Raw genomic sequence first — 24,324 nt, forward strand, 5'->3', positions numbered from 1 at the left:
AGGAGAGAACTAGAATGACAACGAATTATACAGCCATTAACTGGAACAATATTGAAGACATGATTGATAAGTTAACATGGGAAAAATTAGTAGAACAATTTTGGACGGATACACGTATCCCATTATCGAATGATTTAGACGATTGGGCACGACTTCCTAAAATCGAAAAAGACATGGTTGGTAAAGTATTTGGCGGATTAACCTTATTGGATACTCTTCAATCGCAAGATGGTGTTCAGTCGTTAAAACAATCTATCCGTACTCAACATGAAGAAGCGGTGTATAACAATATCCAATTTATGGAATCAATGCATGCGAAAAGCTACAGTGCGATTTTTAGTACGTTAAATAGCAAATTTGAAATTGATGAAATTTTTCAATGGACAAATACAGATGAGTTATTGCAATTAAAAGCATCCACCATTAATGATATTTACCATAATGGAACAGACTTGCAACGAAAAGTTGCTAGTGTCATGTTGGAATCATTCTTATTCTACTCAGGATTTTTTGCCCCACTGCATTATTTAGGGAACAATAAGTTGCCAAATGTAGCCGAAATTATTAAATTGATTTTACGGGATGAATCTGTTCACGGAACCTATATTGGGTACAAGTTCCAAATTGCGTTTAATCAGTTGCCTGATGATGAAAAAGAAGAAATAAAAAATTGGACGTATGAATTGCTGTTTAAACTGTATCAAAATGAAGTGAAGTATGCAGAATATTTGTATGATGAAATAGGATGGACTGAACGTGTAAAAGTTTTTCTTAGATACAATGCAAATAAAGCATTGCAAAATCTTGGATTTGATCCGTTATTTCCAGATACAGCCAATGATGTAGATCCAGTTATTATGAACGGAATTTCTACGGGTACATCTAACCATGACTTTTTCTCGCAAGTTGGGAATGGGTATTTACTTGGTATGGTCGAATCTATGGAGACGGACGATTACGAAAAGTGGACTGTTTAACAATTAATTAAGAATTCATTTGGGATTTTTGAATGGAGAAATTTAAATAGCGGAAGAGGCTGGGACAAAAATCCCAGCCTTTTCTCTATATACAAATATCTATTCTAAAACGTGCTTCAAAAAGCAGACCCGGCGTCCTCTTCACGAATAATGCTCGATGGTCGACCATAGTACGCTTATTCGTTCCAGTTGCCCTAGTTCTTGCAAATCTATTCGCATTAGAGATAAGGTATGCGTTAGAAGATTCGGGCCTGAACGCTTTTTGTCCCACTCTCGTTTTTTTAAATTTAGAAATAGAAATAACCTTTTATCTGGTGGGGAATAATTGTGAAGAATTAAAGTTTCAGTTATGATAAGATTGTTAATAAGTTGGTAAAAAGGAGGAGAAAAAATGGAAAGACGTGAAATGAAAAGGACCGCAAAGAAATTATTAAAAGGAAATTGGAAAGTTGCTATTTTAAATTTAATTATTGTTTCTGTTTTGACAGGCGCCATTAGCCAAGGTATTTTTACTTTGATTGGTTCTGGAAGCTCTCTTACAATGCTTGATTCTTTCATGCAAGGAAACTTAGACAATCCAACAATGTTTGTTGAGCCAAGTATTACAGCTAGTTTATTAACTTCACTTGTTAGTATATTGGTCAGTTTTATTTCTGGATTGTTGAATGCTGGTTATGCTTGGAATATTTTAGACATGGTAGATGGAGCAAAATTGTCTATAGAAGGTATGTTCCAAACATTTAAAAAAGAACGTATCTTTAAAACGACGGGTTTGATTATTGTAATGACTATTTTAATCACATTATGGTCGCTATTATTGATCATACCAGGTATCATCAAAAGTTATAGTTACAGTCAAGCATTGAACCTAATGAAAGATAACCCTTCGATTAGTATTATGGAGGCATTAGATCAGAGTCGTAAAATGATGAAGGGGAATAAATGGAAATTTTTCCTATTACAACTCTCATTCATCTGGTGGTATATTGTACCGTTTATTCTTTTTGGTTTATTTACATTAGGAAGTACCCAAACAATAAGTGCGAGACTGGAAGCCAATCCTAATGAAGGAATCGTTGTTATTTTAGGTTTTCTACTAGTATTTTTAGCAATCTTGCTATTCGTCATTCTGATTTCTTTTTACATCGAACCTTATCGTATAACTTCTCAGCAAGTCTTTTACCGTTCGTTAACAGATGGAGATGCTTATAGCACTGAACATCCAACTACCATCAAAAAGGGTGACAATCAGTATAATGAGGACTACGAAGGCAAACAGTTAGATGATGTCGACTTTTAAAAATTTTTAACCGATCATATTTATTTTAAATAGAGCACTGTAAAGGCAAAATTTAAAAGACTAGCAAGGAATAAATGTTGAAAACATTCATTCCTTTGCTAGTCTTTTTTGCTAAATAGTAAAATGATTGAATAATCTGAAAATAAATAACACAATTTAAGGTTATATCTTTTTGTTATTAATGAAAGATAGGATACAATAAAACTAAGTATAAAAGGTTACAAAGATATAAGTATAAGAATATATATTCATTATTTTCAAAAATTAAATAGAATGGAGGGAAAGGTTAATTAGCTAAAGTTCATTTCTTAATGCTTCTCAGCACTTAAGAAAGGAGTAGAGAAAGAATGAAAAAGTTGGGATTTCTACTCATTTTTGTTGTTGTTTTGGCCGGATGCGATGTTGGTAAATTGGCAGATAAGTTAACAGAAGAAATTATGTCTAGTTCTGCTAGCAGTGTAAGCACTGAAAATAAAACAAGTAATCAATCAACTGCTTCTAGTGGAGAAGATTCAGCTGAAATTGAAAGCGCTATTGAAAAAAGTGAAGAGTCTCTGTCCAATCAAATTTCATCAGATTTAACGGAAAAAGATAGTTCGAATGAATTAATCTTAGTTCCACAAAATGATGAAATCGACAAAGGGTTAACTATTGAAACAGATGGTACATTAGCAATGTTAGAAGATTATGTAAAAGAAAATCCGAATATGGGTTATGAAAATGACGTAACTATTATTTATACAGGAGAAACATATGGGGAATCTCCAAACCTTGCAGGAATATTTTTTATTATCAATCGAACAGATAGTGCTATGAAAGATATTCGTTTCACGTATACATTTGGTAAATCAGATAGTGAATTGATTTTTGATAAACAGTCGTTTACATTGACTGGAGATAGTTTTGGTACACTAGATCCGAATACAGTTATGCCCATGTATCTAGTAGTTGATCCTTCTAAGGAAGCACTCTTGGAGGGCATGAACACGAGTCAATTGGTAGAAGAAATACACGTATTTGATTATACAGATGCTGGTAAGTCAGACCAACCAACTCAACCAGAGGAATCTGCTATTGAAACAATCGAAGAGGAATTGACTCTTGTCATTCCTAAAGAAAATGCTGACAATGGACAAACGCTTGATAATAATCCATTGATGGCTGAATTTCAACAACTCGTAACGGAACATCCGGATATGGGATTTAATAATGATGTGACAGTTATGTATTCTGGATTGTATGATAAGGCAGACGGCGATACATTGGCTTACTTTTTTGTTATTAATAAAACGGATACTGAGATGAAAAATATTCGTTATCAACTAAGTTACGGCAATAAAGATGGGGAAATGGTATGGGATAAAGAAGCTGTTATTTTGAGAGAAGATATATTTGGTCCGTTAAAATCAAATACCGTTCTCCCTCTAACGATGACAGTTCCAAAGGAAAAAGTAGATTTATTTTTTTCCATTACAAATGAGAATCTTTCCATTAAGTTGGATAAATTTACTTTTGAAGAGTAAAACAGGTTGGAATAATTAGGACTATAGGGTAGTAGGATTAAAAAGGGGAAGGATGATAAAAATGAAAAAAATATTAACGCTTTTAGGAGCAGTCGTTTTGTTGGCAGGGTGTGATTTTATTGGAGGAGGTAGCGAGACAACATCTTCTAGTGAAGCAAGTTCGACAGCAACGAGTGAAAGTATGATAAGTTCTGAAATGTCTTCCGAGTCTTCTGCAGTTGCTTCTTCTCAGTCAAGTATTATTGGTACAGAAGAATCTATGGTAGATTCTAGCGCAACAGGCGAGACAACAACAGATATGGATATTCCACTTGTCCCACAAAAAATGGAACTAGATCAAGGTTTGACACTTGAAAGTGATTCTGTATTACAAGAAATAGAAATGAGAATGGCAGAATCAGAAGACATTGGTATTGAAAATGATGTAGCTATTCACTTCACCGGTATGTATTTAGGTGAGGCTGGCGAGATGCAAGCTATTTTTATTATCGTTAACAGAATGGATGTTGCTATGACAAACATCGACATTACGATTAGTTTTAGCACGGTCGATGGCGATGTTATCCTAGACAAAGCACCCTTCTATTTAACAGAAGAATCTTTTGGAGTATTAGAACCGGAGACTGCGATGCCGATTTACTTAAATATTCCGCCTGAAAATGAAGATGCATTTTTCAGTACTTCTGATATCAATAATTTAGTTTACACAATTGACGAGTTTGATTTCGAAGAAAAATAAGTTAGTACGTTTAAACTAAAAGAGCCCGATTGAATGTTTTCTTTTACATTCAGTCGGGATTTTTTTTGACCAGAAGTTTTTTGAAAAAATCATAAAAGTAGTCTAAGTAGCAATAAAAATGGTAGGATTAACATAATACATAAGCAGTTATGCTATGCGAGAGGTGATGTTAAATGAAACTTCAGGCAAAAGATTTTCTCACTCTTCCCAATATTTTATCGTATGTTCGTCTATTGCTCATCCCAGTCTTTATGGTGCAGTACTTGACAGCTACAGATATAGGCGATTATTATATTGCCGGAATAATCATTATTTTTTCAGGATTAACGGACTTGCTAGATGGATATATTGCTCGAAAATTTAATCAAATTACGGAGTTAGGAAAATTATTGGACCCAATTGCTGATAAACTTACTCAGGTAGCGGTTATTATTTGTTTGCTCGTTCATTATGAAAAGATGTGGATCATCATTACCTTGTTCGTAGCAAAAGAATTATTTATGGCTGTAAATGATTTTTTACTTTATCGACAAGGTAAGAAACTTGATGGTGCTAAATGGTTTGGGAAAGTATCTACTGCAGTATTCTATGCGTGTATGACATTTTTAGTGGCATTTCCTAGTATCCAAGCAACGACTGCAAATAGCCTAATGATTGTTACTGGTTTTTTCTTAACACTCTCATTTGTCTTATATGGGCGTGAATTCTTTACCATGTATCAAAAAAGTTCAAAGTAAATTTAACGTGTAAGTAAATCCTGAGAGGAGTACAAAATGAATAATGCAGAACGCTTTATTGCGAGTTTTAATCGTATCCATAATTTCTTAAGCTTTTCAGATAATGAAAAAGAATATAAAAAGCCTTTTTACCGTTTATTAGATGAAAATGAATACCGCAATCCTGCCGTAAAAAAATATAAGAATGATCTACAAATTTTTGCCGATCTTAGAAATGTTATGGTACACAAAAAATTAATTCCAAATAGTTATATTGCTCAACCGACAGATAAAGTAGTCAAACACATTGAACAAATTGAAGATGAAATAAAAAGTCCTGAAAAAGTTTATCCATTATTTAAACGTGATGTCGTTCAGTTTAATTTCGATGATTTATTTATAAAAGTGTTAAAAACCATTAGTGAAAGAAAATTTACTCATTTTCCGGTATATAAAAACAAAGAATTGATTGGTTTATTAACAGAAAAAGGAATTACAATGTGGCTAGCGAATCAATTAGAAGACGAAACTATTTATTTGAAAAAAACGATGGTGGAAGAGATCGTTTTAGAAGATACAAGAAAAAATAATTATTTATTTATCAAAAAAAATATGTCTGTTGAGATTGCGGCAGATCTATTAAAAAATGATCGACGTTTAGATGCTTTACTTATAACAGAAAACGGTAAAGTATCAGAATCTCCTTTAGGTATTATTACTCCTTCAGATTTATAATAGTTCTTTAGGGATTAAGAAGAAAATAATTCATCTAAAATGATTTCGATTAAATCAAATTAGTTGCCGAATAAAAAAGTTTGTACTATAGTCACTTTAAGTTAGTAAAGTAATTGTATTGATTTATTGCTAAGTAAGCTGCTAAGCTAAAAAACAAGGAGGAAGAAGTAAATGACAAAAATTGGAATCATTACAGGTAGTACGCGTCCAGGACGAAATAGCTTGCAAGTCGCTCAATGGGTAAAAGAATTAGCTGACAAACGCGGAGATGCAGAATATGAAATTGTAGACATTGCAGAATACAATCTGCCTTTATACAATGAACCGATTTCTGCAGCATATAGTCAAAACTATGTTACACCAGAAGCCATTCCATGGTCTAAAAAAATAGCTGAGTTAGATGGTTATGTCTTTATTACTCCTGAATACAATCACGGTATTACATCGGCGTTAAAAAATGCAATTGATTATCTTTATCCTGAATGGAACAATAAAGCGGCAGGAATCGTTAGTTATGGTTCATCTGGCGGAGTAAGAGCTGCTGAGGCTTTACGAGTTGTTTTAGCTGAACTACAAGTTGCAAGCGTTCGTACACACCCAGCAATGTCTTTATTCACTGATTTTGTAAATATGAATGAATTCAAACCAGCTGATTTGCATGTAGCTTCAGTAAACACTTTATTAGACCAAGTTGTTGCATGGTCAACAGCGCTACAACCTTTAAGAAATAAGGCCTAAATCCGAGTCCAAATTCATACTTTTTAAATAGTAAATTTCCAATCTTTAAAGTTGAAATTAAAGCGTTTTCTTGTTAATATAATGGTGTAAAGAAGGACAAGGTACAATGTCTTCTTTATTAGAGTCAATGAATTATCGACTCTAAAGTTAATAGTAGATTCACTGCTATTAACTCAACTTCATAGAGTGGCTAAGTTCCTGAAATAGAATAAGTCAAGACTGAAGTATCCAAACCCCACATGAAGGAAGTAGAGTTCATGTGCACAATACAATTTAATAGTTAAAGTATAGAAAAATAGAAACAAAGATGGGAACTAGCTACAAAATGAATGGAGAGTCTCTAATAAGAGGCTCTCTTTTTTGCCTAAATTTTAGGCTTCATCAATTGACATGTTAGCGTTTACATGGTATATTCAATATGTAAAGAGAGACATGTATATAAAGAGAGCATGCCACTCTTTATAGAAGCTAGTGAAAGTAGCTTCGAGGACAAATAGTCGAGTAAAGCTATCTTGTCCAAGCTCATTTATTTAGTTGATTGCTAATGTATGACCTTTCTAAATGAAAACCAATCAGAAATACTAGATGAATGAGCGCTAATATAGTCAGCATGTAGTTCTAGTTTAAATGAATTGAAACGATCAACCTTTGTAGAAGTTGATATCAGAGATTCACTAGAACCATGCTATAAGATTTAAGAAGGACGTCCTGATTTCTAGGATGTTCTTCTTTTTTAGGTTCTTTAACCAATGATGTTGGTGCGATAAAATAAAATTTCTTCTGAAGTATACGGAAGTGCTTGTGGAGAGTCATAATCTTCAGACGTTCAAGCCTCTAACAAAACGTTAACGTTTTGTTAGTCGTATTTAATCCTTTATCCAACTACCCCTCAACGTGTAGCTATATAGATTGACAATCCCATATTTTTAATGGTATATTTATCTCGAATTAAAGATAATTCTAGTCCTAATAAAAGTATTTAAAGATAAGTTCAAAATGGAAGGTGATCCGATAAAATGGAAGACTCAACTAAAGCACTAAAAGCGTTAACCGTATTGTTAAAATCTTCTTCAAGTGTTCTAGATGTTATAAAAAAAGATATGATAAAATATGGATTAAATCCGACCGAATTTTCAGTTTTGGAGCTTCTTTATAGTAAAGGAGATCAGCCAATTCAATATATAGGAAAAAAAATATTATTAGCGAGTAGCAGTATTACGTATGTTGTAGACAAGTTAGAAAATAAAGGCTTCATACAACGTCGTCCTTCAGCCAAAGATCGACGTGTAACAAATATTGCCATATCTGAAAAAGGAACAGCTTTTATGGAAAATGCTTTTCCAGAGCATGAAGAGTTGATCTCAAGTGTGTTTGGTGTTCTCAATGAAGAAGAACTAACCACTTTAACTGAGTTATTAAAAAAAGTAGGATACAATGCTAGTTCATTTAAATAAAAAATAACAGGTTACTCATGCAAAAATAGAATAGAATTTTGAGGTTTAGCATCAAATGTAAAGACTCTTGCGTACTAGTGCTTCATTTTATTGCTAAAATATGGTATAATCATTTTTAGCAGAACAATTTACTGGAATACGCTCAAATTAAGAACCAAAGAAATGAGGGGATTTACATGGGGAAAGTTATTACCGAAGAAATTCAATCTTTAGTAGAAGTTGAACTTCGAAAAGGTGCCAGCAAATCAAGAATTGCGACCCTTTTAGGCGTACCATATGACGAAGCAATCGTTATCATTGACGAAATAAAAGCTTCATTTAGACCAGATGTAGGAGATAGAATTGTTTTTTCATTCCGAGACGAAAAAATGGCCGGAACAATCATCAAATTATTAAACAATAGTGCCGTTGTAGAAATCTATTGGGATAAATCTTCTGATAAAATGAAGGACATAATGGAAAGTAAAACCATTGTTAACTTTAAAGATATCGAAGAATTTGTATCTAGTGAAACAGAATAATAGAACAAAAAAAGAGTTGAGGCAATTTGTCTCAACTCTTTTTTATTTATAAATTTTCCTGAAATAATTTAAAAATAAGAATCATCTATGATTTCTTGAAAAAGGTTTTTACTGTTTTTTGCAAAAACTACTTTGATATTCAAAATAATTTTAATACTTATAGACATTGGTATTAAAAGGTTTTGATCAATGAAATGAAAATAATAATATATTTATTCTTGACACATTCATTAAAAAATAATATAGTTTGATGGTCAAACAATTTGATGTTCAAAGTAATTAACTTAATTGCTAATTTGAAAGAACGGAGGAGTTGATGTGGACGAATTAATTCCTGAAATTAATTCTTACTTGGTAACGATATTTAATGAAATTCTGATAATTGAAGAAGGTGCTCTTCAAAGCAGCACATTTAAAGATATCTCAATAAAAGAAATGCATACGATTGAAGCTATTGGAATGTATGGTGTTCATACGACAACGGAAGTTTCAAAGAAGCTTTCGGTTACTGTAGGGACGTTAACCGTTTCTGTTAATAACTTAGTGAAAAAAGGATACGTTGAACGTATTCGAAATGATAATGATCGCAGAGTCGTTAAGTTAGGTTTAACGAAAAAAGGTCGATTGCTTTATCGTCTTCATGATAAATTTCATCGAGATATGGTTAAGGAAACGCTAGAAGGCTTAAAACGAGAAGATGCAGAAATGTTGATCAAAGGCTTAAAAAACCTTCATATTTTCTTAGACCGCACGAAAAATAATTTATAAGAACAGAGTTGAATTCTAATGAAGGCAAAAATTATGGGTGCTGGAAGCTACACTCCACAAAAGGTAGTTTCCAATGCGATGCTAGAAAAAATAATGGATACCAACGATGAATGGATTAGGACTCGTACAGGCATAGAAACGCGTCACATTAGTGAGGGTGAAAATACTTCGGTTCTTTGTGGTAAAGCCGCAATGGACATTCTTGAAAAAACAGGTATTTCTGCTAAAGAAATAGATTTTATTATTGTAGCGACAATGACTCCAGATGGGTTAAGTCCTTCAACAGCTTGTTTAGTACAAGATTATATAGGAGCAAACCCTATAATGGCTTTTGACGTAAATGCAGCATGTTCTGGCTTCATTTATGCTTTATCGATCGCTGAGAAGTTGATTCAAAGTGGCACTTTCCAATATGGGTTAGTTCTTGGCGGAGAGGTCATGTCAAAAATCATTGATTGGCAGGATCGAAGTACAGCAGTCTTGTTCGGTGATGGTGCTGGAGGCGTATTACTAGGTGCAACAGAAACAGAAAACAGCTTTTTAGGAGAAGATATCCATTCTGACGGAAGTCGTGGAGATTCCCTTACAGCTGGCAGTCACTTGGTTACGAATTTCCATACAAAAGAAAATCTTGAGAATGGGTTTCTTCAAATGGATGGAAGATCAATTTTTGATTTTGCTATTCGTAGTGTTCCTGAGAGTATTCGAACCGTTGTGGAATCTTCAGATTATACTCTTGAAGAGATAGACTGTATTGTTGCTCATCAAGCAAATTACCGTATTTTAAAAGCTATTGCAAAAAAAATAAAAATTCCAGTTGAAACATTCGCAACAAATATTGCTGAATATGGCAATACTTCTGCTGCAAGTATTCCAATCTTGTTAGATGAACTTTTGACAAATGGAGATTTAGTTTTAGGAAGCAAGAAAAAAATCGTTCTTACTGGATTTGGTGGAGGACTCACATGGGGTTCCATGCTCATTCAACTTTAAAGAGGTTATACTGGCCCGCTTAGGCTTAAAAAAATAAGCAAAAAAAAAACAACTATAAATGGAGGAAATACAAAATGACATTCGAAAAAATTCAAGCAATCATCGTGGACCAATTAGACAAAGAGGAAGAAGAAGTACAATTAGAAACAAACTTCCGTGAAGACTTAGAAGCTGATAGCTTAGACTTATTCCAAATCATCAATGATATTGAAGACGAATTTGATATTAAAATTGAATCTGAAGAAGGTTTAACAACTGTTCAAGATATCGTAACTTTTGTTGAAGCTGAATTAGCTAAAAAATAAACACCCATAAGAAAGCAGGTACTGTATGCAGTCTGAATTAATTGAAAAACTTGGAATTAAATACCCTATTATACAAGGCGCAATGTCTTGGGTTGCTAATCCTAGTTTAGTGAGTGCAGTTTCAAATGCTGGCGGTCTAGGAATATTAGCTTGTGGATATGCTTCAAGTGAAATTGTGCGAGAACTGATTAGAGAAACAAAAAGTTTAACAGACAAACCTTTCGGTATCAACGTACTATTAACATCACCTAACGTAGATGATGTTGTAAAAGTTATCTGTGAAGAACATGTTAAAGTTGTAACGACTGGTGCTGGTAGCCCTGGAAGATACATGAACCAATTTAAAAGTGTGGGTACAGTAGTTATCCCAGTAGTGGCTTCAGTTGCTTTAGCAAGACGCATGGTAAATGAAGGAGCAGATGCAATTATTTGTGAAGGTATGGAAGCTGGTGGTCATATTGGTAAAACGACTACTATGAACTTATTGCCACAAGTGGTTGATAGTGTCTCTGTTCCAGTCATTGCTGCAGGAGGTATTGCTGATGGACGTGGTGTTGCAGCTGCATTTATGTTAGGCGCTTCAGCTGTCCAATTAGGAACACGTTTTGTTGTTGCACACGAAAGTACTGTTCATCAAAATTTCAAAGATGCCATATTAAAAGCAAAAGATATTGATACTGTAGTTACTGGTCAGATTACTGGTCATCCAGTACGTGTCCTACGTAACAAATTAACTCGTCAATACTTAAAAGTTGAAAAAGACATCACAAGTGATGAAAACCCAGATTTCAATCGTTTAGAAGAACTTGGAAAGGGTGCTTTGAGACGAGCTGTTATAGATGGCGATAAACAAACTGGATCATTTATGTCTGGTCAAAGTGCTGGATTAGTTAATAAAGAACAAAGTAGTCATGAAATCATCCAAGAATTAATGCATGAATATCAAGAAGTAATAAAAGAACAAGCCAACCTCATTTTAAAATAAGGTGAACTTAAGTAAAAAAATAACTAGAAAGCTAAAAGGAGGTCTTTTCGCTTCAGATAGTTTTTCTAGTTTTTTTTTCGATTATTTCTCTTATTGATTGAATGTATATGGAATGGATGATTTTTTTATAGACAAATTACAGTATTAAAGGAGAAGAAACCTTATGAAAATTGCCTTTGTATATAGTGGACAAGGCGCTCAATACGTTGGTATGGGGCAAGACTTGTATGAAAAGTATAGTGTAGTTCGAGAGGTTTTTGATCAAGCTGGACAATCTTTAAATATAGATATGCCTGAGCTGTGCTTTAAAGAAAATGACTTGCTGAACCAAACAACTTATACTCAGCCTGCTATCCTTACTGTAAGTTTGGCTATTGATGCATTGTTAAAAGAAAAAGGAATCCATCCTGATGTTGTAGCTGGTTTAAGTCTAGGAGAGTACAGTGCGTTTGTAAAAGCGAATGTGCTATCTTTTGAAGACGCTGTTAAATTGGTTAAAAAAAGAGGACAATATATGACTGATGCTGTTCCTCTCGGTAAAGGTGCGATGAGTGCCATAATGGGAACAGACCGCCAAACAATTCTTGACGCTTGTGATGAAGCAAGTGTACTCGGCATTGTTTCACCTGCAAACTATAATATGCCTGGACAGATTGCTATTGCTGGTCTTAAAGCAGCCGTAGAAAAGGCTGGAGAAATTCTTCTTGAAAGAGGAGCTAAACGAGTTGTTCCTTTGCAAGTCAGCGGACCCTTTCATACACAGCTATTAGAGCCTGCATCGATTCAATTGGAAGAAGCACTTAAGTCTGTTTCAATTCATGATTCTGAATTGCCTGTTATTAGCAACACCATTGCTAAAGTCTTTGAAAACAAAGAGCAAATAAGAACAATGATGGTGAAACAAGTGATGTCTCCCGTTTACTGGGAAGACAGTGTAAGAACAATGATTGATATGGGTGTTGATACTTTTATCGAAGTAGGTCCTGGTAAGACATTAAGCAGCTTTATCAAGAAGATCGATAAAACAGTGACCATTTTAAATGTTGAAAATGAAAAGACTTTAGAAAAAACGGTAAATAAACTGGCTGAGCTGAACGCTCCGGCCTAGTACATTAAAAGGAATGAGCACATGACTTTAAAAGATCAAACCGTTGTTGTTACAGGTAGTTCAAGAGGTATTGGAAAAGCAGTGGCTGTAGAATTTGCAAAAGCTGGAGCAAACGTTGTTTTAAATGGACGCAAACCTATCTCTGAAGAATTGATCAGCGAAATAGAAAGTTACGGTGTTAAAACGCATACTATCTTAGGAGACGTTAGTGATTTTAATTTTGCTAAACAACTCATTGAAGAATCAAAAGAAGTTTTTGGAAGCGTTGATATCCTAGTGAACAATGCTGGTATTACAAATGATATGCTTTTAATGCGAATGTCAGAAGAAGACTTTGATCAAACGATTTCAATTAACTTAAAAGGAACGTTTAATACGATTCGTCATGCATCAAAAGTTATGTTAAAACAAAAAAGTGGAACGATCATTAACATGGCAAGCGTAGTTGGACTTGTTGGAAACGTTGGACAAGCAAACTATGCTGCAAGTAAAGCTGGTGTTGTAGGGTTAACAAAATCTGCTGCAAGAGAATTAGCTGCTAGAGGAATTACCGTAAACGCTATCGCTCCAGGTTTTATTGACACAGAAATGACCGATGTATTATCTGATAAGATGAAAGAACAAGCGGTTAGTCAGATACCTTTGAAACATTTAGGTAACGTAGAAGATGTTGCGAGAGCAGCAGTGTTCTTAAGTGAAAATAAATACATTACAGGTCAAGTCATCAATGTAGATGGCGGAATGGTTATGAATGGTTAAAAAGGAGGAAAAATAATGACGAATCGTGTAGTAATTACTGGAATGGGTGCTGTGACACCTTTAGGAAATACGGTTGATGAATTTTGGGATGGTCTTAAAGCTGGAAAAAACGGTATTGCTCCTATTACAAAATTTGATGCAACGGAGACAGGTATCACTGTTGCTGGTGAATTGAAAGACTTTGATGCAACAAATTATATGCCACGTAAAATTTCAAAACGTATGGACGAATTTTCAAGATATGGTGTCGCAGCAGCTGTACAAGCTGTAGAAGAAAGCGGCATTGATCGTGAAAAAACAGATATGAATCGTTTTGGTGTCATTGTTGGTTCTGGTATCGGCGGATTGAACGCTATGCAAGAACAGATTATTAAGATGAACACAAAAGGACCTCAACGTGTAGCACCTCTATTTGTACCGATGGCAATCGGAAATATGGCCGCTGGAAATATTTCAATCGCTATTGGGACTAAAGGAATCAATACGTCTATCGTAACCGCTTGTGCTTCTGGAAATAATTCTATTGGAGAAGCTTACCGTAATATTAAACATGGTTACTCAGACGTGATTCTTGCTGGAGGAGCAGAAGGTACGATCAATGAAATCGGTATTTCTGGTTTTGCTGCATTAACGGCTTTATCAACAAGTACAGATCCTGACCGTGCTTCAATTCCTTTCGATAAAGAGCGTACTGGTTTTGTTATGGGTGAAGGCGCAGCTGTATTGATGCTTGAAAGTCTAGACCATGCTCTAGAACGTGGAGCAACAATTTACGCTGAAGTCGTTGGTTACGGTTCTACAGGTGACGGTTATCATATGACTGCACCAACACCAGACGGAAGTGGCGCAGGCCGTGCAATGCAAGACGCAATGGCTGAAGCCGGTATAACACCTGCTGATGTGGGCTATATCAATGCTCATGGAACGGGTACTGGAGCAAACGATTCTGCTGAAACAATGGCTATTAAATACGCATTTGGCGATGAGGCTAAAAATGTTGCGATTTCAAGTACGAAAAGTATGACAGGACATTTATTAGGTGCTGCAGGAGCCATTGAAGCAGTAGCATGTGTGAAAGCTCTTCAAGATGGTTTCTTACCACCGACTATCGGACTTCAAGTACCAGATGAAGCGTGCGATTTGGATTACATTCCTAATGTTGGACGTGAAGCTGATGTTAAATACACACTAAACAATTCTTTAGGCTTTGGCGGACACAATGCCGTAACATGCTTTAAGAAATGGGAGGGGCAATAAAAATGGATTTTGGTCAAGTGAAAGAAATTCTTGATCTAGTCAATCAATCAGAATTAACTGAATTTGATTTGCAAATGGATAATGTAACTTTACGTATGAGTAAAAATACATCTAGCCAACAAATCAGCAATCAAACGGTTCTTACTGATTCAGAAACTAGATTTAACGAACCTGTTCGTAAAGAGAATATACAAAAAGCTTCTTCTGTTTTCGAAGAAGTATCCAATTCTACTCCAATTGCTGAGATTGTTGCCGATGGTGCACTAGTTCATTCTCCAATCGTTGGAGTAATTTACACTTCTCCTTCACCTGATCAACCAGCTTTCAAAAAAGTGGGCGATAAAGTAACCGTTGGGGAGACACTTTGTATTGTTGAAGCAATGAAATTAATGAATGAAATTAAAAGTGAAGTAGATGGAACGATTACTGAAATACTAATAGAAGATGAACAAGTTGTTGAATTTAATCAACCGTTGTTCAGAATTGCCTAGGAGGAAACACCAATGACAAAAATGAATATTAAAGAAATCCAAGAATTGATCCCGAACCGCTACCCAATCTACTTTATTGACCGTGTAGACGAAATGATTCCAGGTGAACATGTTGTAGCACTTAAAAATGTAACGATCAATGAAGAAGTATTCCAAGGTCACTTTCCAGGTGAACCCGTATTACCAGGAGTATACATTTTAGAAGCATTAGCTCAAGCAGGATCGATTCCTTTATTGACGCTAGATCGTTTTAAAGGGCAAACAGCTTACTTAGGTGGAATGAACAAAGTGAAATTCCGTAAAAAAGTTGTTCCTGGTGACCAATTGATGTTGCAAGTCGACATTGTTAAATTGAAAGATTACGCTGGTATCGGAAAAGGTGTAGCATACGTAGATGGAAAAAAAGTTTGTGAAGCTGAATTAACTTTCATCATTGGTAGATAAGCCTATGTTTAATAAAATATTAATTGCCAATCGAGGAGAAATTGCTGTTCGCATTATTCGAGCTTGTCGTGAGATGGGAATCAAAACTGTTGCTGTTTATTCTGAAGCGGATCGCGATGCTTTGCATATGCAATTAGCAGATGAAGCCATTTGTATTGGCCCAGCCAAAGCTACTGACTCTTACTTGAATATGCAAAGTATTTTAAGTGCAGCGGTTGTGACGAATGCTCAAGCGATTCACCCAGGTTTTGGGTTCTTATCTGAAAATAGTACATTTGCGACCATGTGTAAAGAAATGAACGTTACATTCATTGGGCCAGATGCGGTTACTATTGATCAAATGGGAAATAAAGCGAATGCGCGTGCTCTTATGATTGAAGCAAATGTACCAGTTATTCCAGGAAGTGAAGGTTTCATTACCGATACTAATGAAGCTAAACAACTGGCAGATCAATTAGGTTACCCAGTAATGGTCAAAGCTGCAGCTGGTGGTGGCGGTAAAGGGATGCGTAAAGTCCTAAGAACCGAAGATTTAGCTGCTGCATTCAATAGTGCAAAAAACGAAGCGAAAGCAGCTTTTGGCGATGATCAAATGTATATGGAGAAAATCATTGAACATGCACGTCATATTGAGGTACAATTATTAGGGGATCATTACGGAAATGTTATCCATTTAGGAGAACGTGATTGTTCTTTGCAACGCAATAATCAAAAAGTAATTGAAGAGTCCCCTTCTGTAGCGATCAATGAAGAGCAACGGAAAAATCTAGGTGAAACAGCTATTCGTGCTGCAAAGTATGTCGGTTATAAAAATGCAGGTACGATTGAGTTTTTATTGGATCAAAATGGAGAGTTTTACTTCATGGAAATGAACACTCGTATTCAAGTTGAACATCCAGTAACCGAGATGGCTACCGAATTTGATATTGTGAAAGAACAATTACTGATTGCAAGCGGAGCAAAGTTATCGATTCAACAAAGTGATGTTCGTTTGACTGGACACACGATTGAATGCCGAATCAATGCTGAAAATCCTGCTTTTAACTTTGCACCTTCTCCGGGAACGATTCAATACTTATTGATGCCGAGTGGCGGAAATGGATTGCGAGTTGATAGTGCAATGTTTGCTGGAGCAGATATTCCACCTTATTATGATGCAATGATTGCAAAAATCATTACAAAAGGTGCCAATCGTGCTGAAGCCATTGCTAAAATGCAACGTGCTTTAGGTGAAATGGTCATCGATGGAATTATTAGCAACCAATTTTTCCAAGAAGATTTGTTAATGGATAAACGCTTTGTTAATGGAGAGTATGATACAAGCTTTTTACAAGATGTCTTTCTTAAAGAATGGAAACCTCGTATTGAATAAGTTTGTTTTGAATTAACAAAACCATCTTACTAAAAATGCAGTAAATAAAAGAGGTGACAATGTGCAGTTATTTAAAAAAAGAGCTTATATTCCAATTACAAAACACTCACAAATCAATGAAGAAACAGATAACCCTATGGTGCCGGATGGCATGTTCGCACAATGTCCAAGTTGTAAAAAAGCCATTTATACAAAGGATTTAGGTGCAGAAAAAATCTGTCCTGAATGTGGCTATACGTTTAGAATACGGGCACAAAAGCGAATTGAATTAACCATTGACGAAGGCAGTTTTGAAGAATGGCATCACGATATTCCATTTGAAAATCCTTTGAATTTTCCAGATTATGATAAAAAAATAGAACAAGCTCAAAAAAAGACAAATCTTCATGAAGCTGTTTTAACCGGGAAAGGTACAATCAATGGAATTGAAACGGCCATTTGTGTGATGGATTCTCATTTTATTATGGGAAGCATGGGAAAAATAGTTGGTGAAAAAATAACAAGAACATTTGAAAAAGCAATAGAAGAAAAACTACCTGTCATCATTTTTACTGCCTCAGGTGGAGCTCGTATGCAAGAAAGTATTTTATCGCTAATGCAGATGGCTAAAATTAGTGGGGCGGTAGCTCGTCACAGTGATGTAGGTTTACTATACGTAACGGTCTTAACTGACCCGACCACTGGTGGGGTAACGGCTAGTTTTGCCATGCAGGGTGATATCATCTTATCTGAACCTCAAGCACTAGTTGGGTTTGCCGGCAGACGTGTGATCGAGCAGACGATAAATGAAGAACTTCCTGATGATTTTCAACTTGCTGAATCTGTTTTAGAAAACGGGTTTATTGATAAGATCGTGCCAAGAAAAGAATTGAAACAGATTCTAAGCGGTATCTTACGCATGCATCAGTAAATATAGACAGGCAAGTATTTTATAAAGAAGGTGAACGAGTTGAAAGAAGCTATGGAAATCGTTGCTTTATCAAGAAAAACATCACGATTAACTGCTTTAGAAATAATGGAATCGGTTTTTGACGATTTTATTGAATTCCATGGCGATCGTTCTTTTCATGATGATAAAGCCATTGTCGGGGGCATAGCAACCTTAAATGGACAACCTGTAACGGTGATAGGCAATCAAAAAGGTCATGAAGTAAAAGAAAATATTATGCGTAATTTTGGATCTCCTCATCCAGAAGGTTATCGAAAAGCATTGCGTCTAATGAAACAAGCTGAAAAATTTAATAGACCGGTAATAACCTTTGTCAATACTGCTGGTGCTTATTGTGGCGTCGAGGCTGAAAATAGAGGACAAGGTGAAGCTATTGCACGTAATTTAATCGAAATGAGTAAATTAAAAGTACCGATTCTTTCCATTATTATCGGTGAAGGCGGTAGTGGAGGAGCTTTAGCTTTGGCTATGGGGAATCAAGTATGGATGATGGAACACACGATGTATTCTGTACTTTCGCCTGAAGGGTTTTCTTCTATTTTATGGAAAGATGCAACAAGATCGAAGGAAGCAGCAGAATTGATGAAGTTAACTGCTCAAGATTTATTTGGGCTTGATATAATTGACTTTATATTGCCGGAAACAAACTCAGAAGGTTTGTTGTCTCAAGAGCAAATTCTGAAAGATATGAAAAAAAATATAAGTTCGACTATAAAAGATCTTTCTGCAAAAACACCTGATCAACTCGTTGAAGAACGCTATCAACGATTTAGAAAATATTGATTTCTACTAAATAATAACAAAAAAAAGAGCGAATCAGTTGAAATCAACTGACTTGCTCTTTTTCTAGTTGTGGGAGATCGATTTTTGGTATTTTTACTGTAGAAGATTGATAAAGATATTTGCTATCATTTGTTTCAATCAAAATACTGTAGCGATGATCATCTAAAAGTAATTTGCCAAGCATTTCTCTAGAATAGATTCGTCCTAATGGAAAACCCTCCGGTAATGTGACGGTCACTTTTTTTAATTCATAAAAACCATTTGCAATCGTTTCTACAAATATAATATGTGCTAGAGATTGTAACTCAGTTTGTTCTTCACTAGTGAGGTCTTTTACAAAACCTTGATTCATTGAAGGATCCTCCTTAAAATTTTTATTTATTTTTTTATATCAGCGCACCAAATTTAGTTTACCATATTTTATATCGTGTAGTATATAAAATTTTGAAAATAAGGCCAAAATTTGTAAGCCCAGTGTAATAGGACGTTTAGTTGTTTAAATTTCACTAATCGCTTCAACTTAATTCACTTTAATGAATAAATGTATGTTAAAATAAAGACTGAGTAAAAAAACAAAATGAACTTTTTTATTGAATGACATGAATGCAGGAGAGTGACAATATGGGAGAAACAGTACCCTTTCCAAAGAATTACGACTGGTATAAAAAAGAAGCGATGGACTATTTTTTATCAGGAAGAATGGAAGAAGCTATTCCCTTTTTCGAGGAAGCTTATCGGTTAGAACAAGATGAGTTATTAAATACAAATTATACAACTGCGTTATATCAAGTTGGGGATTATCAAAAAGCCAAAGAGATAGCAGATGATAAGTATTCTTTTTATGAACAGGAAGAGTCGTTGGCTCTTTTTTATACAGCCATTTTAATAAAATGTCATCTGTTTCTCCAAGCAGAACAAGCCATTGTGTTTCGAAAGAAAAAATTTCCGCTAACAGATACTTCTGAAGAAAATTGGTTAGCTGTTCAAGAATTGTTAGAAGAAGAACAAACAAAAATTGAACTTGAGAAACAAAAAAAGGTCGACTATTTGCTAAAAGAATCATACTCTCTAGGAAATAAATCTTTTACAGAACAATCTGCTATTATGAAAGAATTAGAAGAGATTCCATCAGAACCTTTTATCCAAGCTGTAAAACCAATATTATCCAATCCTTACGTGAATGGCATTATTAAGGCGACAGCAATCGAACGTTTAGCTATTGAAAAGGTAGCAGGGGAGTTTGACATTTATTGGATGAAAGAAAAAAAAGTTATCCGACCAATTTTATTGACTTCCATCAAGAACCATGCGATTGTTCAAGAAGTATTGTCGCTATTATCTGAGCGTGTTGAACAAAATGATCCAACTCTTTATCAAGCTATGGTTCAAGAAGTATCGCTTCATTTCTTTGTGTTGTATCCTTTTATAGATGACGTGATCACTTCACCAGTAGAATGGGTTGAACTGTATCAAAAACGCTACGACAATTCTTTTGCAGAAACGATTGAACCTAGTTTAAACTGTAAAAAGATGGAAGATTGGATGCAAAGAATTGACCAAGAATTAATGGATTTAGTTTAACTAGTCATTCGTTAATTGAATGAGGCGTTATGTAGAGTTCAATCAGATTTACCTTTAATTCGTTGTTTTTATTTACAAATTTCAGCCTTTAGTGTACTATTAATGAGTATGCAATTGCATTTTTATTGCGAAAAATAGAGTGTTTCGGAGGGAAATATAATATGACTGCAAAATGGGAAAAAAAAGGCACAAATGATGGTGTCTTAACATTTGAAATTTCAGAAGAAAAAATTAAAGAAGGTTTAGATACAGCTTTCAACAAAGTGAAATCTACTTTAAGTGTTCCAGGATTCCGTAAAGGGAAAGTTCCTCGTACAATCTTTAACAAACAATACGGAGAAGAAGCTTTGTATGAAGATGCACTAAACGCTGTATTGCCTGAAGCATATGATGCTGCAGTAGCAGAAGCTGGTCTTGATCCAGTTGCACAACCAAAAATCGATGTTAAATCTATGGAAAAAGGCGAAGCTTGGGTTATTGAAGCTGAAGTTACTGTAAAACCTGAAGTTGAATTAGGGGAATACAAAGGCTTAACTGTTGAAAAACAAGATCGTGAAGTAACAGATGAAGACGTTGAAAAAAATATCGAAGAAAAACGTGCTGCACAAGCTGAATTAGTATTGAAAGAAGATGCTGCAGTTGAAGGCGATACTGTTGTTATCGATTATGAAGGATTTAAAGATGGCGTTGCTTTCGAAGGCGGCAAAGGCGAAAATCATTCATTAGAATTAGGTTCAAACTCATTCATTCCAGGTTTTGAAGAAAAACTTGTAGGCGTTAAAGCTGAAGATGAATTAGACGTTGACTTAACTTTCCCTGAAGACTACCATGCTGAAGATTTAAAAGGTGCTGCTGTAACATTTAAAGTTAAAGTACACGAAGTTAAAGCAAAAGAATTACCAGCTTTAGATGATGAATTTGCTAAAGATGTTGATGAAGAAGTTGAAACATTAGCAGAACTAAAAGAAAAAATTAAAACACAATTAACAGAAGCTAAAAATGCAGGTGCTGATGAAGCAGTTGAAGAATCAGCTATTCGTCAAGCTGTAGACAATGCTAAAATTGAAGATCTTCCATGGGCAATGGTCCATGATGAAGTTCACCGTCAAATGGATGTCTTCTTAAACGATATGCAACGTCAAGGTGTTTCTCCTGAAATGTACTACCAAATTACTGGTACTACAGAACAAGACTTACACAAACAAATGGAAGCTGACGCTGATTTAAGAACTCGTACTAACTTAGTTCTTGAAGCAATTGTTGAAGCAGAAGCTTTTGAAACTACTGAAGAAGAAGTAAACGAAGAAATCAAAAACTTGGGCGAACAATATGGTATGGACGAAAAAGCTGTCCGTGCTGCATTGACTCCAGAAATGTTGAAACACGACATTGCAATGAAAAAAGCTATTGATCTAATTACTGAAACAGCTGAAGAAAAATAATTGCTGTTTAGCTAATGATAAATAGTACTGACAAAAAGGAAGGACTTCAAAAAGGAACATCTTTTGAAGCTCCTTCTTTTTTGTCTGAAAGAGAAACAGTTTAAATCCTAGCATTAAAGGTAATATTATGCTATGCTATTTAAGATTTGAACGATTCTCATTGTAATATGAGTGACAAATCTGCTACTATTATAAGTGGTATGAATGAGAATAGAGGTGGACACGAATGTTTAATGATGAAGAAGCAAAAGGACCTGTGAGCTGCTCATTTTGTGGCAAATCACAAGACCAAGTAAAAAAAATTGTTGCTGGTCCAGGTGTATATATTTGTAACGAGTGCATTGATTTGTGTAAAGAAATTATTGACGAAGAATTCAATGATGCAGGCTATGGTGAGTTTTTAGAAGTGCCTAAACCTCATGAAATCAGAGGAATATTAAATGATTATGTTATTGGTCAAGAACAAGCGAAAAAATCGCTATCTGTAGCAGTATACAATCATTATAAACGTGTAAATCAAATGGGTGGCGAAGAAAAAGACGGCATCGAATTGCAAAAAAGTAATATTTGCTTGATTGGACCAACTGGTTCTGGGAAAACTTTCCTTGCTCAAAGTTTGGCTCGTATTTTAAATGTTCCGTTTGCAATAGCAGATGCTACAAGTTTAACAGAAGCTGGCTACGTTGGAGAAGATGTTGAAAATATTCTTCTAAAATTAATGCAAGCAGCTGATTATGATGTAGAACGAGCTCAAAAAGGAATTATTTATATTGACGAAATTGATAAAATTGCGCGTAAAGGCGAAAATGTATCAATAACACGTGATGTAAGTGGAGAAGGTGTACAACAAGCCTTGCTTAAAATCTTAGAAGGAACTGTAGCTAATGTTCCTCCACAAGGTGGAAGAAAACACCCTCATCAAGAGTTTATTCAATTAGATACAAGCAATATCTTGTTTATTGTAGGTGGAGCTTTTGATGGAATCGAAACGATCGTTAAAAATCGTATGGGAGAAAAAGTGATTGGTTTTGGTTCTGCTAAGAAAAAATTAGATGAAAGCCAAAGCGTTATGCAACAAATTATCCCAGAAGATTTACTGAAATTTGGTTTGATTCCAGAATTTATCGGACGTTTGCCAGTAATGGCTGCGTTAGAAAAATTGACTGAAGATGATTTGGTTCATATTTTAACAAAACCAAAAAATGCTCTTGTAAAACAATACAAGAAGTTGTTAGCTTTGGATGAAGTTGAACTGGAATTTGAAGATGATTCTTTAATAGAAATCGCTAAAAAAGCTATTGAGCGCAATACTGGTGCTCGTGGTTTACGTTCGATCATTGAATCAATCATGCTAGAAATTATGTTTGACTTACCAAGTCGTCCAGAAATTGTGAAATGCGTGATTACAAAAGATACAGTAAGTGGTTCAGGAAATCCTGATTTCTTTGATATCGAAGGCAAAAAAATCAGCTGATTTTAATTAAAAAGTTAGCATGAATCAGCTAAAAATCATAGACGAAGTTGGGCATCGGTCCTAGCTTCGTTTATTTTTTTTAATTTGTGCTTCATTTTATGAATACCATTAGACTCTATAGATAAAGTCGAGCAGGATTCAAATTTGGAATGTCATTGAGTGCTTTAATATGTTAGAATGGTAAAAGAATTTATAATTAGAGATGGAGATTAAATCATGAAAGTAAATAAAGCTGATATTGTCATAAGTGCGGTTTCGCCTGCTCAATATCCAAATACTGGACTACCTGAGATTGCTTTAGCTGGACGTTCAAATGTTGGGAAATCATCTTTTATCAATACAATGATTAACCGAAATGGTTTGGCTAGAACTTCAGGAAAACCCGGAAAAACGCAAACACTTAATTACTACATAATAGAAGATACTTTCTATTTTGTTGACGTTCCAGGATATGGGTATGCTAAGGTGTCTAAAACTGAACGTGCCAAATGGGGACAAATGCTAGAAACTTATTTTACTCAAAGAGACACATTAAAAGCAGCTCTCTCTGTCGTAGATTTAAGACACCCGCCAACAGAAGATGATGTACAAATGTACGAGTTTTTAAAATATCATTCTATTCCTGTGATTGTAATTGCTACAAAAGCCGATAAGATTCCAAGAAGCAAATGGAACAAACACATTAAAATTGTTAAAGATAAATTGAACTTAAGAGAAGAAGATGCATTCGTTCTTTTTTCATCTGAAACTGGAGAAGGAAAAGATAAAGCTTGGAGTTTAATTGAAAGTTACATTAAAAAATAACTTTTTTACCGATACAAATTAAACATAGTTGATATGTGAACCATGGAAAGGGTAGAAAGGTAGTTTAATTCTATCTTTTCTATTTATTATCAGTTAGAACGATGAA

26 protein-coding genes are annotated in these 24,324 nt (G+C 34.8%); 25 read left to right on the forward strand and 1 reads right to left on the reverse strand.

Going from position 1 to position 24,324, the window contains the following annotated elements; translation table 11 throughout:
• The first annotated feature begins 14 nt into the window (after positions 1-14).
• From nrdF to ABS916_RS11600, 21 genes are all read left to right on the forward strand, one after another.
• Positions 15-977 carry a class 1b ribonucleoside-diphosphate reductase subunit beta gene (gene nrdF / locus ABS916_RS11500; RefSeq protein WP_350452029.1) on the forward strand — a complete coding sequence of 321 codons (963 nt, stop codon included), beginning with the start codon at positions 15-17 and terminating at the stop codon, positions 975-977.
• Positions 978-1,368: 391 nt separating this feature from the next.
• Positions 1,369-2,277 carry a DUF975 family protein gene (locus ABS916_RS11505; protein WP_350452030.1) on the forward strand — a complete coding sequence of 303 codons (909 nt, stop codon included), beginning with the start codon at positions 1,369-1,371 and terminating at the stop codon, positions 2,275-2,277.
• Positions 2,278-2,624: 347 nt separating this feature from the next.
• The gene (locus ABS916_RS11510) at positions 2,625-3,800 is read left to right on the forward strand and encodes a hypothetical protein (protein WP_350452031.1); all 1,176 of its coding nucleotides are present in this window, start codon (positions 2,625-2,627) and stop codon (positions 3,798-3,800) included.
• Between the two features lie 61 nt (positions 3,801-3,861).
• Positions 3,862-4,539 (forward strand): lipoprotein, encoded by a 678-nt coding sequence (locus tag ABS916_RS11515; RefSeq protein ID WP_350452032.1) that lies wholly within the window; start codon positions 3,862-3,864, stop codon positions 4,537-4,539.
• A gap of 173 nt (positions 4,540-4,712) precedes the next feature.
• Positions 4,713-5,276, forward strand: coding sequence for a CDP-alcohol phosphatidyltransferase family protein (locus tag ABS916_RS11520; protein WP_350452033.1), 564 nt, complete (start codon positions 4,713-4,715; stop codon positions 5,274-5,276).
• A gap of 36 nt (positions 5,277-5,312) precedes the next feature.
• A complete protein-coding gene (locus ABS916_RS11525; protein WP_350452034.1) occupies positions 5,313-5,990 on the forward strand; it encodes a CBS domain-containing protein in 678 nt (225 codons plus the stop codon).
• Between the two features lie 171 nt (positions 5,991-6,161).
• Positions 6,162-6,728, forward strand: a complete 567-nt coding sequence (locus tag ABS916_RS11530) for an NADPH-dependent FMN reductase (RefSeq protein ID WP_035023186.1) — start codon at positions 6,162-6,164, stop codon at positions 6,726-6,728.
• 1,016 nt (positions 6,729-7,744) lie between these two features.
• The gene (locus tag ABS916_RS11535) at positions 7,745-8,182 is read left to right on the forward strand and encodes a MarR family winged helix-turn-helix transcriptional regulator (protein WP_350452035.1); all 438 of its coding nucleotides are present in this window, start codon (positions 7,745-7,747) and stop codon (positions 8,180-8,182) included.
• 176 nt (positions 8,183-8,358) lie between these two features.
• Positions 8,359-8,703, forward strand: a complete 345-nt coding sequence (locus ABS916_RS11540) for a DUF2187 domain-containing protein (RefSeq protein ID WP_350452036.1) — start codon at positions 8,359-8,361, stop codon at positions 8,701-8,703.
• A gap of 318 nt (positions 8,704-9,021) precedes the next feature.
• The gene (gene fabT / locus ABS916_RS11545) at positions 9,022-9,471 is read left to right on the forward strand and encodes a fatty acid biosynthesis transcriptional regulator FabT (RefSeq protein ID WP_350452037.1); all 450 of its coding nucleotides are present in this window, start codon (positions 9,022-9,024) and stop codon (positions 9,469-9,471) included.
• Between the two features lie 18 nt (positions 9,472-9,489).
• Positions 9,490-10,464 (forward strand): beta-ketoacyl-ACP synthase III, encoded by a 975-nt coding sequence (locus tag ABS916_RS11550; RefSeq protein WP_350452038.1) that lies wholly within the window; start codon positions 9,490-9,492, stop codon positions 10,462-10,464.
• Positions 10,465-10,538: 74 nt separating this feature from the next.
• Positions 10,539-10,769: an acyl carrier protein gene (locus ABS916_RS11555; RefSeq protein ID WP_350452039.1), complete on the forward strand. Its 231-nt coding sequence runs from the start codon at positions 10,539-10,541 to the stop codon at positions 10,767-10,769.
• Between the two features lie 25 nt (positions 10,770-10,794).
• A complete protein-coding gene (gene fabK / locus ABS916_RS11560; RefSeq protein WP_350452040.1) occupies positions 10,795-11,754 on the forward strand; it encodes an enoyl-[acyl-carrier-protein] reductase FabK in 960 nt (319 codons plus the stop codon).
• Between the two features lie 163 nt (positions 11,755-11,917).
• On the forward strand, positions 11,918-12,862 hold the full coding sequence (gene fabD, locus ABS916_RS11565) for an ACP S-malonyltransferase (protein ID WP_350452041.1): 945 nt from the start codon (positions 11,918-11,920) through the stop codon (positions 12,860-12,862).
• Positions 12,863-12,883: 21 nt separating this feature from the next.
• Positions 12,884-13,621, forward strand: a complete 738-nt coding sequence (fabG, locus tag ABS916_RS11570) for a 3-oxoacyl-[acyl-carrier-protein] reductase (protein WP_350452042.1) — start codon at positions 12,884-12,886, stop codon at positions 13,619-13,621.
• Positions 13,622-13,636: 15 nt separating this feature from the next.
• The gene (fabF, locus tag ABS916_RS11575) at positions 13,637-14,878 is read left to right on the forward strand and encodes a beta-ketoacyl-ACP synthase II (protein ID WP_350452043.1); all 1,242 of its coding nucleotides are present in this window, start codon (positions 13,637-13,639) and stop codon (positions 14,876-14,878) included.
• A gap of 2 nt (positions 14,879-14,880) precedes the next feature.
• Positions 14,881-15,369, forward strand: a complete 489-nt coding sequence (accB, locus tag ABS916_RS11580; protein WP_350452044.1) for an acetyl-CoA carboxylase biotin carboxyl carrier protein — start codon at positions 14,881-14,883, stop codon at positions 15,367-15,369.
• A 21-nt stretch (positions 15,370-15,390) separates the two neighbouring features.
• Positions 15,391-15,813 (forward strand): 3-hydroxyacyl-ACP dehydratase FabZ, encoded by a 423-nt coding sequence (gene fabZ, locus ABS916_RS11585; protein ID WP_176944148.1) that lies wholly within the window; start codon positions 15,391-15,393, stop codon positions 15,811-15,813.
• A 4-nt stretch (positions 15,814-15,817) separates the two neighbouring features.
• Positions 15,818-17,185 (forward strand): acetyl-CoA carboxylase biotin carboxylase subunit, encoded by a 1,368-nt coding sequence (locus ABS916_RS11590; RefSeq protein ID WP_350452045.1) that lies wholly within the window; start codon positions 15,818-15,820, stop codon positions 17,183-17,185.
• 61 nt (positions 17,186-17,246) lie between these two features.
• Positions 17,247-18,095 carry an acetyl-CoA carboxylase, carboxyltransferase subunit beta gene (gene accD, locus ABS916_RS11595; RefSeq protein WP_350452046.1) on the forward strand — a complete coding sequence of 283 codons (849 nt, stop codon included), beginning with the start codon at positions 17,247-17,249 and terminating at the stop codon, positions 18,093-18,095.
• A gap of 51 nt (positions 18,096-18,146) precedes the next feature.
• Positions 18,147-18,917: an acetyl-CoA carboxylase carboxyl transferase subunit alpha gene (locus ABS916_RS11600; protein ID WP_502880606.1), complete on the forward strand. Its 771-nt coding sequence runs from the start codon at positions 18,147-18,149 to the stop codon at positions 18,915-18,917.
• Positions 18,918-18,960: 43 nt separating this feature from the next.
• Here the strand turns inward: ABS916_RS11600 and ABS916_RS11605 are convergent, their stop codons facing one another.
• Positions 18,961-19,269 (reverse strand): hypothetical protein, encoded by a 309-nt coding sequence (locus tag ABS916_RS11605; RefSeq protein WP_350452048.1) that lies wholly within the window; start codon positions 19,267-19,269, stop codon positions 18,961-18,963.
• 269 nt (positions 19,270-19,538) lie between these two features.
• Between ABS916_RS11605 and ABS916_RS11610 the strand changes: the two genes are divergently transcribed.
• From ABS916_RS11610 to yihA, 4 genes are all read left to right on the forward strand, one after another.
• On the forward strand, positions 19,539-20,498 hold the full coding sequence (locus tag ABS916_RS11610) for a tetratricopeptide repeat protein (RefSeq protein WP_350452049.1): 960 nt from the start codon (positions 19,539-19,541) through the stop codon (positions 20,496-20,498).
• 161 nt (positions 20,499-20,659) lie between these two features.
• The gene (gene tig / locus ABS916_RS11615; RefSeq protein ID WP_350452050.1) at positions 20,660-21,940 is read left to right on the forward strand and encodes a trigger factor; all 1,281 of its coding nucleotides are present in this window, start codon (positions 20,660-20,662) and stop codon (positions 21,938-21,940) included.
• Positions 21,941-22,166: 226 nt separating this feature from the next.
• Positions 22,167-23,414 (forward strand): ATP-dependent protease ATP-binding subunit ClpX, encoded by a 1,248-nt coding sequence (clpX, locus tag ABS916_RS11620; protein ID WP_350452051.1) that lies wholly within the window; start codon positions 22,167-22,169, stop codon positions 23,412-23,414.
• Positions 23,415-23,630: 216 nt separating this feature from the next.
• A complete protein-coding gene (gene yihA, locus ABS916_RS11625) occupies positions 23,631-24,218 on the forward strand; it encodes a ribosome biogenesis GTP-binding protein YihA/YsxC (RefSeq protein WP_350452052.1) in 588 nt (195 codons plus the stop codon).
• The last annotated feature ends 106 nt before the right edge of the window (positions 24,219-24,324 follow it).

This window comes from Carnobacterium sp. (assembly GCF_040274945.1).
Taxonomy (GTDB): domain Bacteria; phylum Bacillota; class Bacilli; order Lactobacillales; family Carnobacteriaceae; genus Carnobacterium_B.

What these genes read in the sequence shown, in the direction of transcription:
- accB (WP_350452044.1), top strand. Translation starts at nt 14,881, where the DNA reads ATGGATTTTGGTCAAGTGAAAGAAATTCTTGATCTAGTCAATCAATCA.
- ABS916_RS11525 (WP_350452034.1), top strand. Translation starts at nt 5,313, where the DNA reads ATGAATAATGCAGAACGCTTTATTGCGAGTTTTAATCGTATCCATAAT.
- fabK (WP_350452040.1), top strand. Translation starts at nt 10,795, where the DNA reads ATGCAGTCTGAATTAATTGAAAAACTTGGAATTAAATACCCTATTATA.
- fabZ (WP_176944148.1), top strand. Translation starts at nt 15,391, where the DNA reads ATGAATATTAAAGAAATCCAAGAATTGATCCCGAACCGCTACCCAATC.
- fabF (WP_350452043.1), top strand. Translation starts at nt 13,637, where the DNA reads ATGACGAATCGTGTAGTAATTACTGGAATGGGTGCTGTGACACCTTTA.
- ABS916_RS11550 (WP_350452038.1), top strand. Translation starts at nt 9,490, where the DNA reads ATGAAGGCAAAAATTATGGGTGCTGGAAGCTACACTCCACAAAAGGTA.
- clpX (WP_350452051.1), top strand. Translation starts at nt 22,167, where the DNA reads ATGTTTAATGATGAAGAAGCAAAAGGACCTGTGAGCTGCTCATTTTGT.
- ABS916_RS11590 (WP_350452045.1), top strand. Translation starts at nt 15,818, where the DNA reads ATGTTTAATAAAATATTAATTGCCAATCGAGGAGAAATTGCTGTTCGC.
- ABS916_RS11540 (WP_350452036.1), top strand. Translation starts at nt 8,359, where the DNA reads ATGGGGAAAGTTATTACCGAAGAAATTCAATCTTTAGTAGAAGTTGAA.
- ABS916_RS11555 (WP_350452039.1), top strand. Translation starts at nt 10,539, where the DNA reads ATGACATTCGAAAAAATTCAAGCAATCATCGTGGACCAATTAGACAAA.
- ABS916_RS11610 (WP_350452049.1), top strand. Translation starts at nt 19,539, where the DNA reads ATGGGAGAAACAGTACCCTTTCCAAAGAATTACGACTGGTATAAAAAA.
- ABS916_RS11515 (WP_350452032.1), top strand. Translation starts at nt 3,862, where the DNA reads ATGAAAAAAATATTAACGCTTTTAGGAGCAGTCGTTTTGTTGGCAGGG.
- ABS916_RS11535 (WP_350452035.1), top strand. Translation starts at nt 7,745, where the DNA reads ATGGAAGACTCAACTAAAGCACTAAAAGCGTTAACCGTATTGTTAAAA.
- ABS916_RS11520 (WP_350452033.1), top strand. Translation starts at nt 4,713, where the DNA reads ATGAAACTTCAGGCAAAAGATTTTCTCACTCTTCCCAATATTTTATCG.
- fabG (WP_350452042.1), top strand. Translation starts at nt 12,884, where the DNA reads ATGACTTTAAAAGATCAAACCGTTGTTGTTACAGGTAGTTCAAGAGGT.
- nrdF (WP_350452029.1), top strand. Translation starts at nt 15, where the DNA reads ATGACAACGAATTATACAGCCATTAACTGGAACAATATTGAAGACATG.
- ABS916_RS11600 (WP_502880606.1), top strand. Translation starts at nt 18,147, where the DNA reads ATGGAAATCGTTGCTTTATCAAGAAAAACATCACGATTAACTGCTTTA.
- ABS916_RS11510 (WP_350452031.1), top strand. Translation starts at nt 2,625, where the DNA reads ATGAAAAAGTTGGGATTTCTACTCATTTTTGTTGTTGTTTTGGCCGGA.
- fabD (WP_350452041.1), top strand. Translation starts at nt 11,918, where the DNA reads ATGAAAATTGCCTTTGTATATAGTGGACAAGGCGCTCAATACGTTGGT.
- yihA (WP_350452052.1), top strand. Translation starts at nt 23,631, where the DNA reads ATGAAAGTAAATAAAGCTGATATTGTCATAAGTGCGGTTTCGCCTGCT.
- ABS916_RS11505 (WP_350452030.1), top strand. Translation starts at nt 1,369, where the DNA reads ATGGAAAGACGTGAAATGAAAAGGACCGCAAAGAAATTATTAAAAGGA.
- ABS916_RS11530 (WP_035023186.1), top strand. Translation starts at nt 6,162, where the DNA reads ATGACAAAAATTGGAATCATTACAGGTAGTACGCGTCCAGGACGAAAT.
- ABS916_RS11605 (WP_350452048.1), bottom strand. Translation starts at nt 19,269, where the DNA reads ATGAATCAAGGTTTTGTAAAAGACCTCACTAGTGAAGAACAAACTGAG.
- tig (WP_350452050.1), top strand. Translation starts at nt 20,660, where the DNA reads ATGACTGCAAAATGGGAAAAAAAAGGCACAAATGATGGTGTCTTAACA.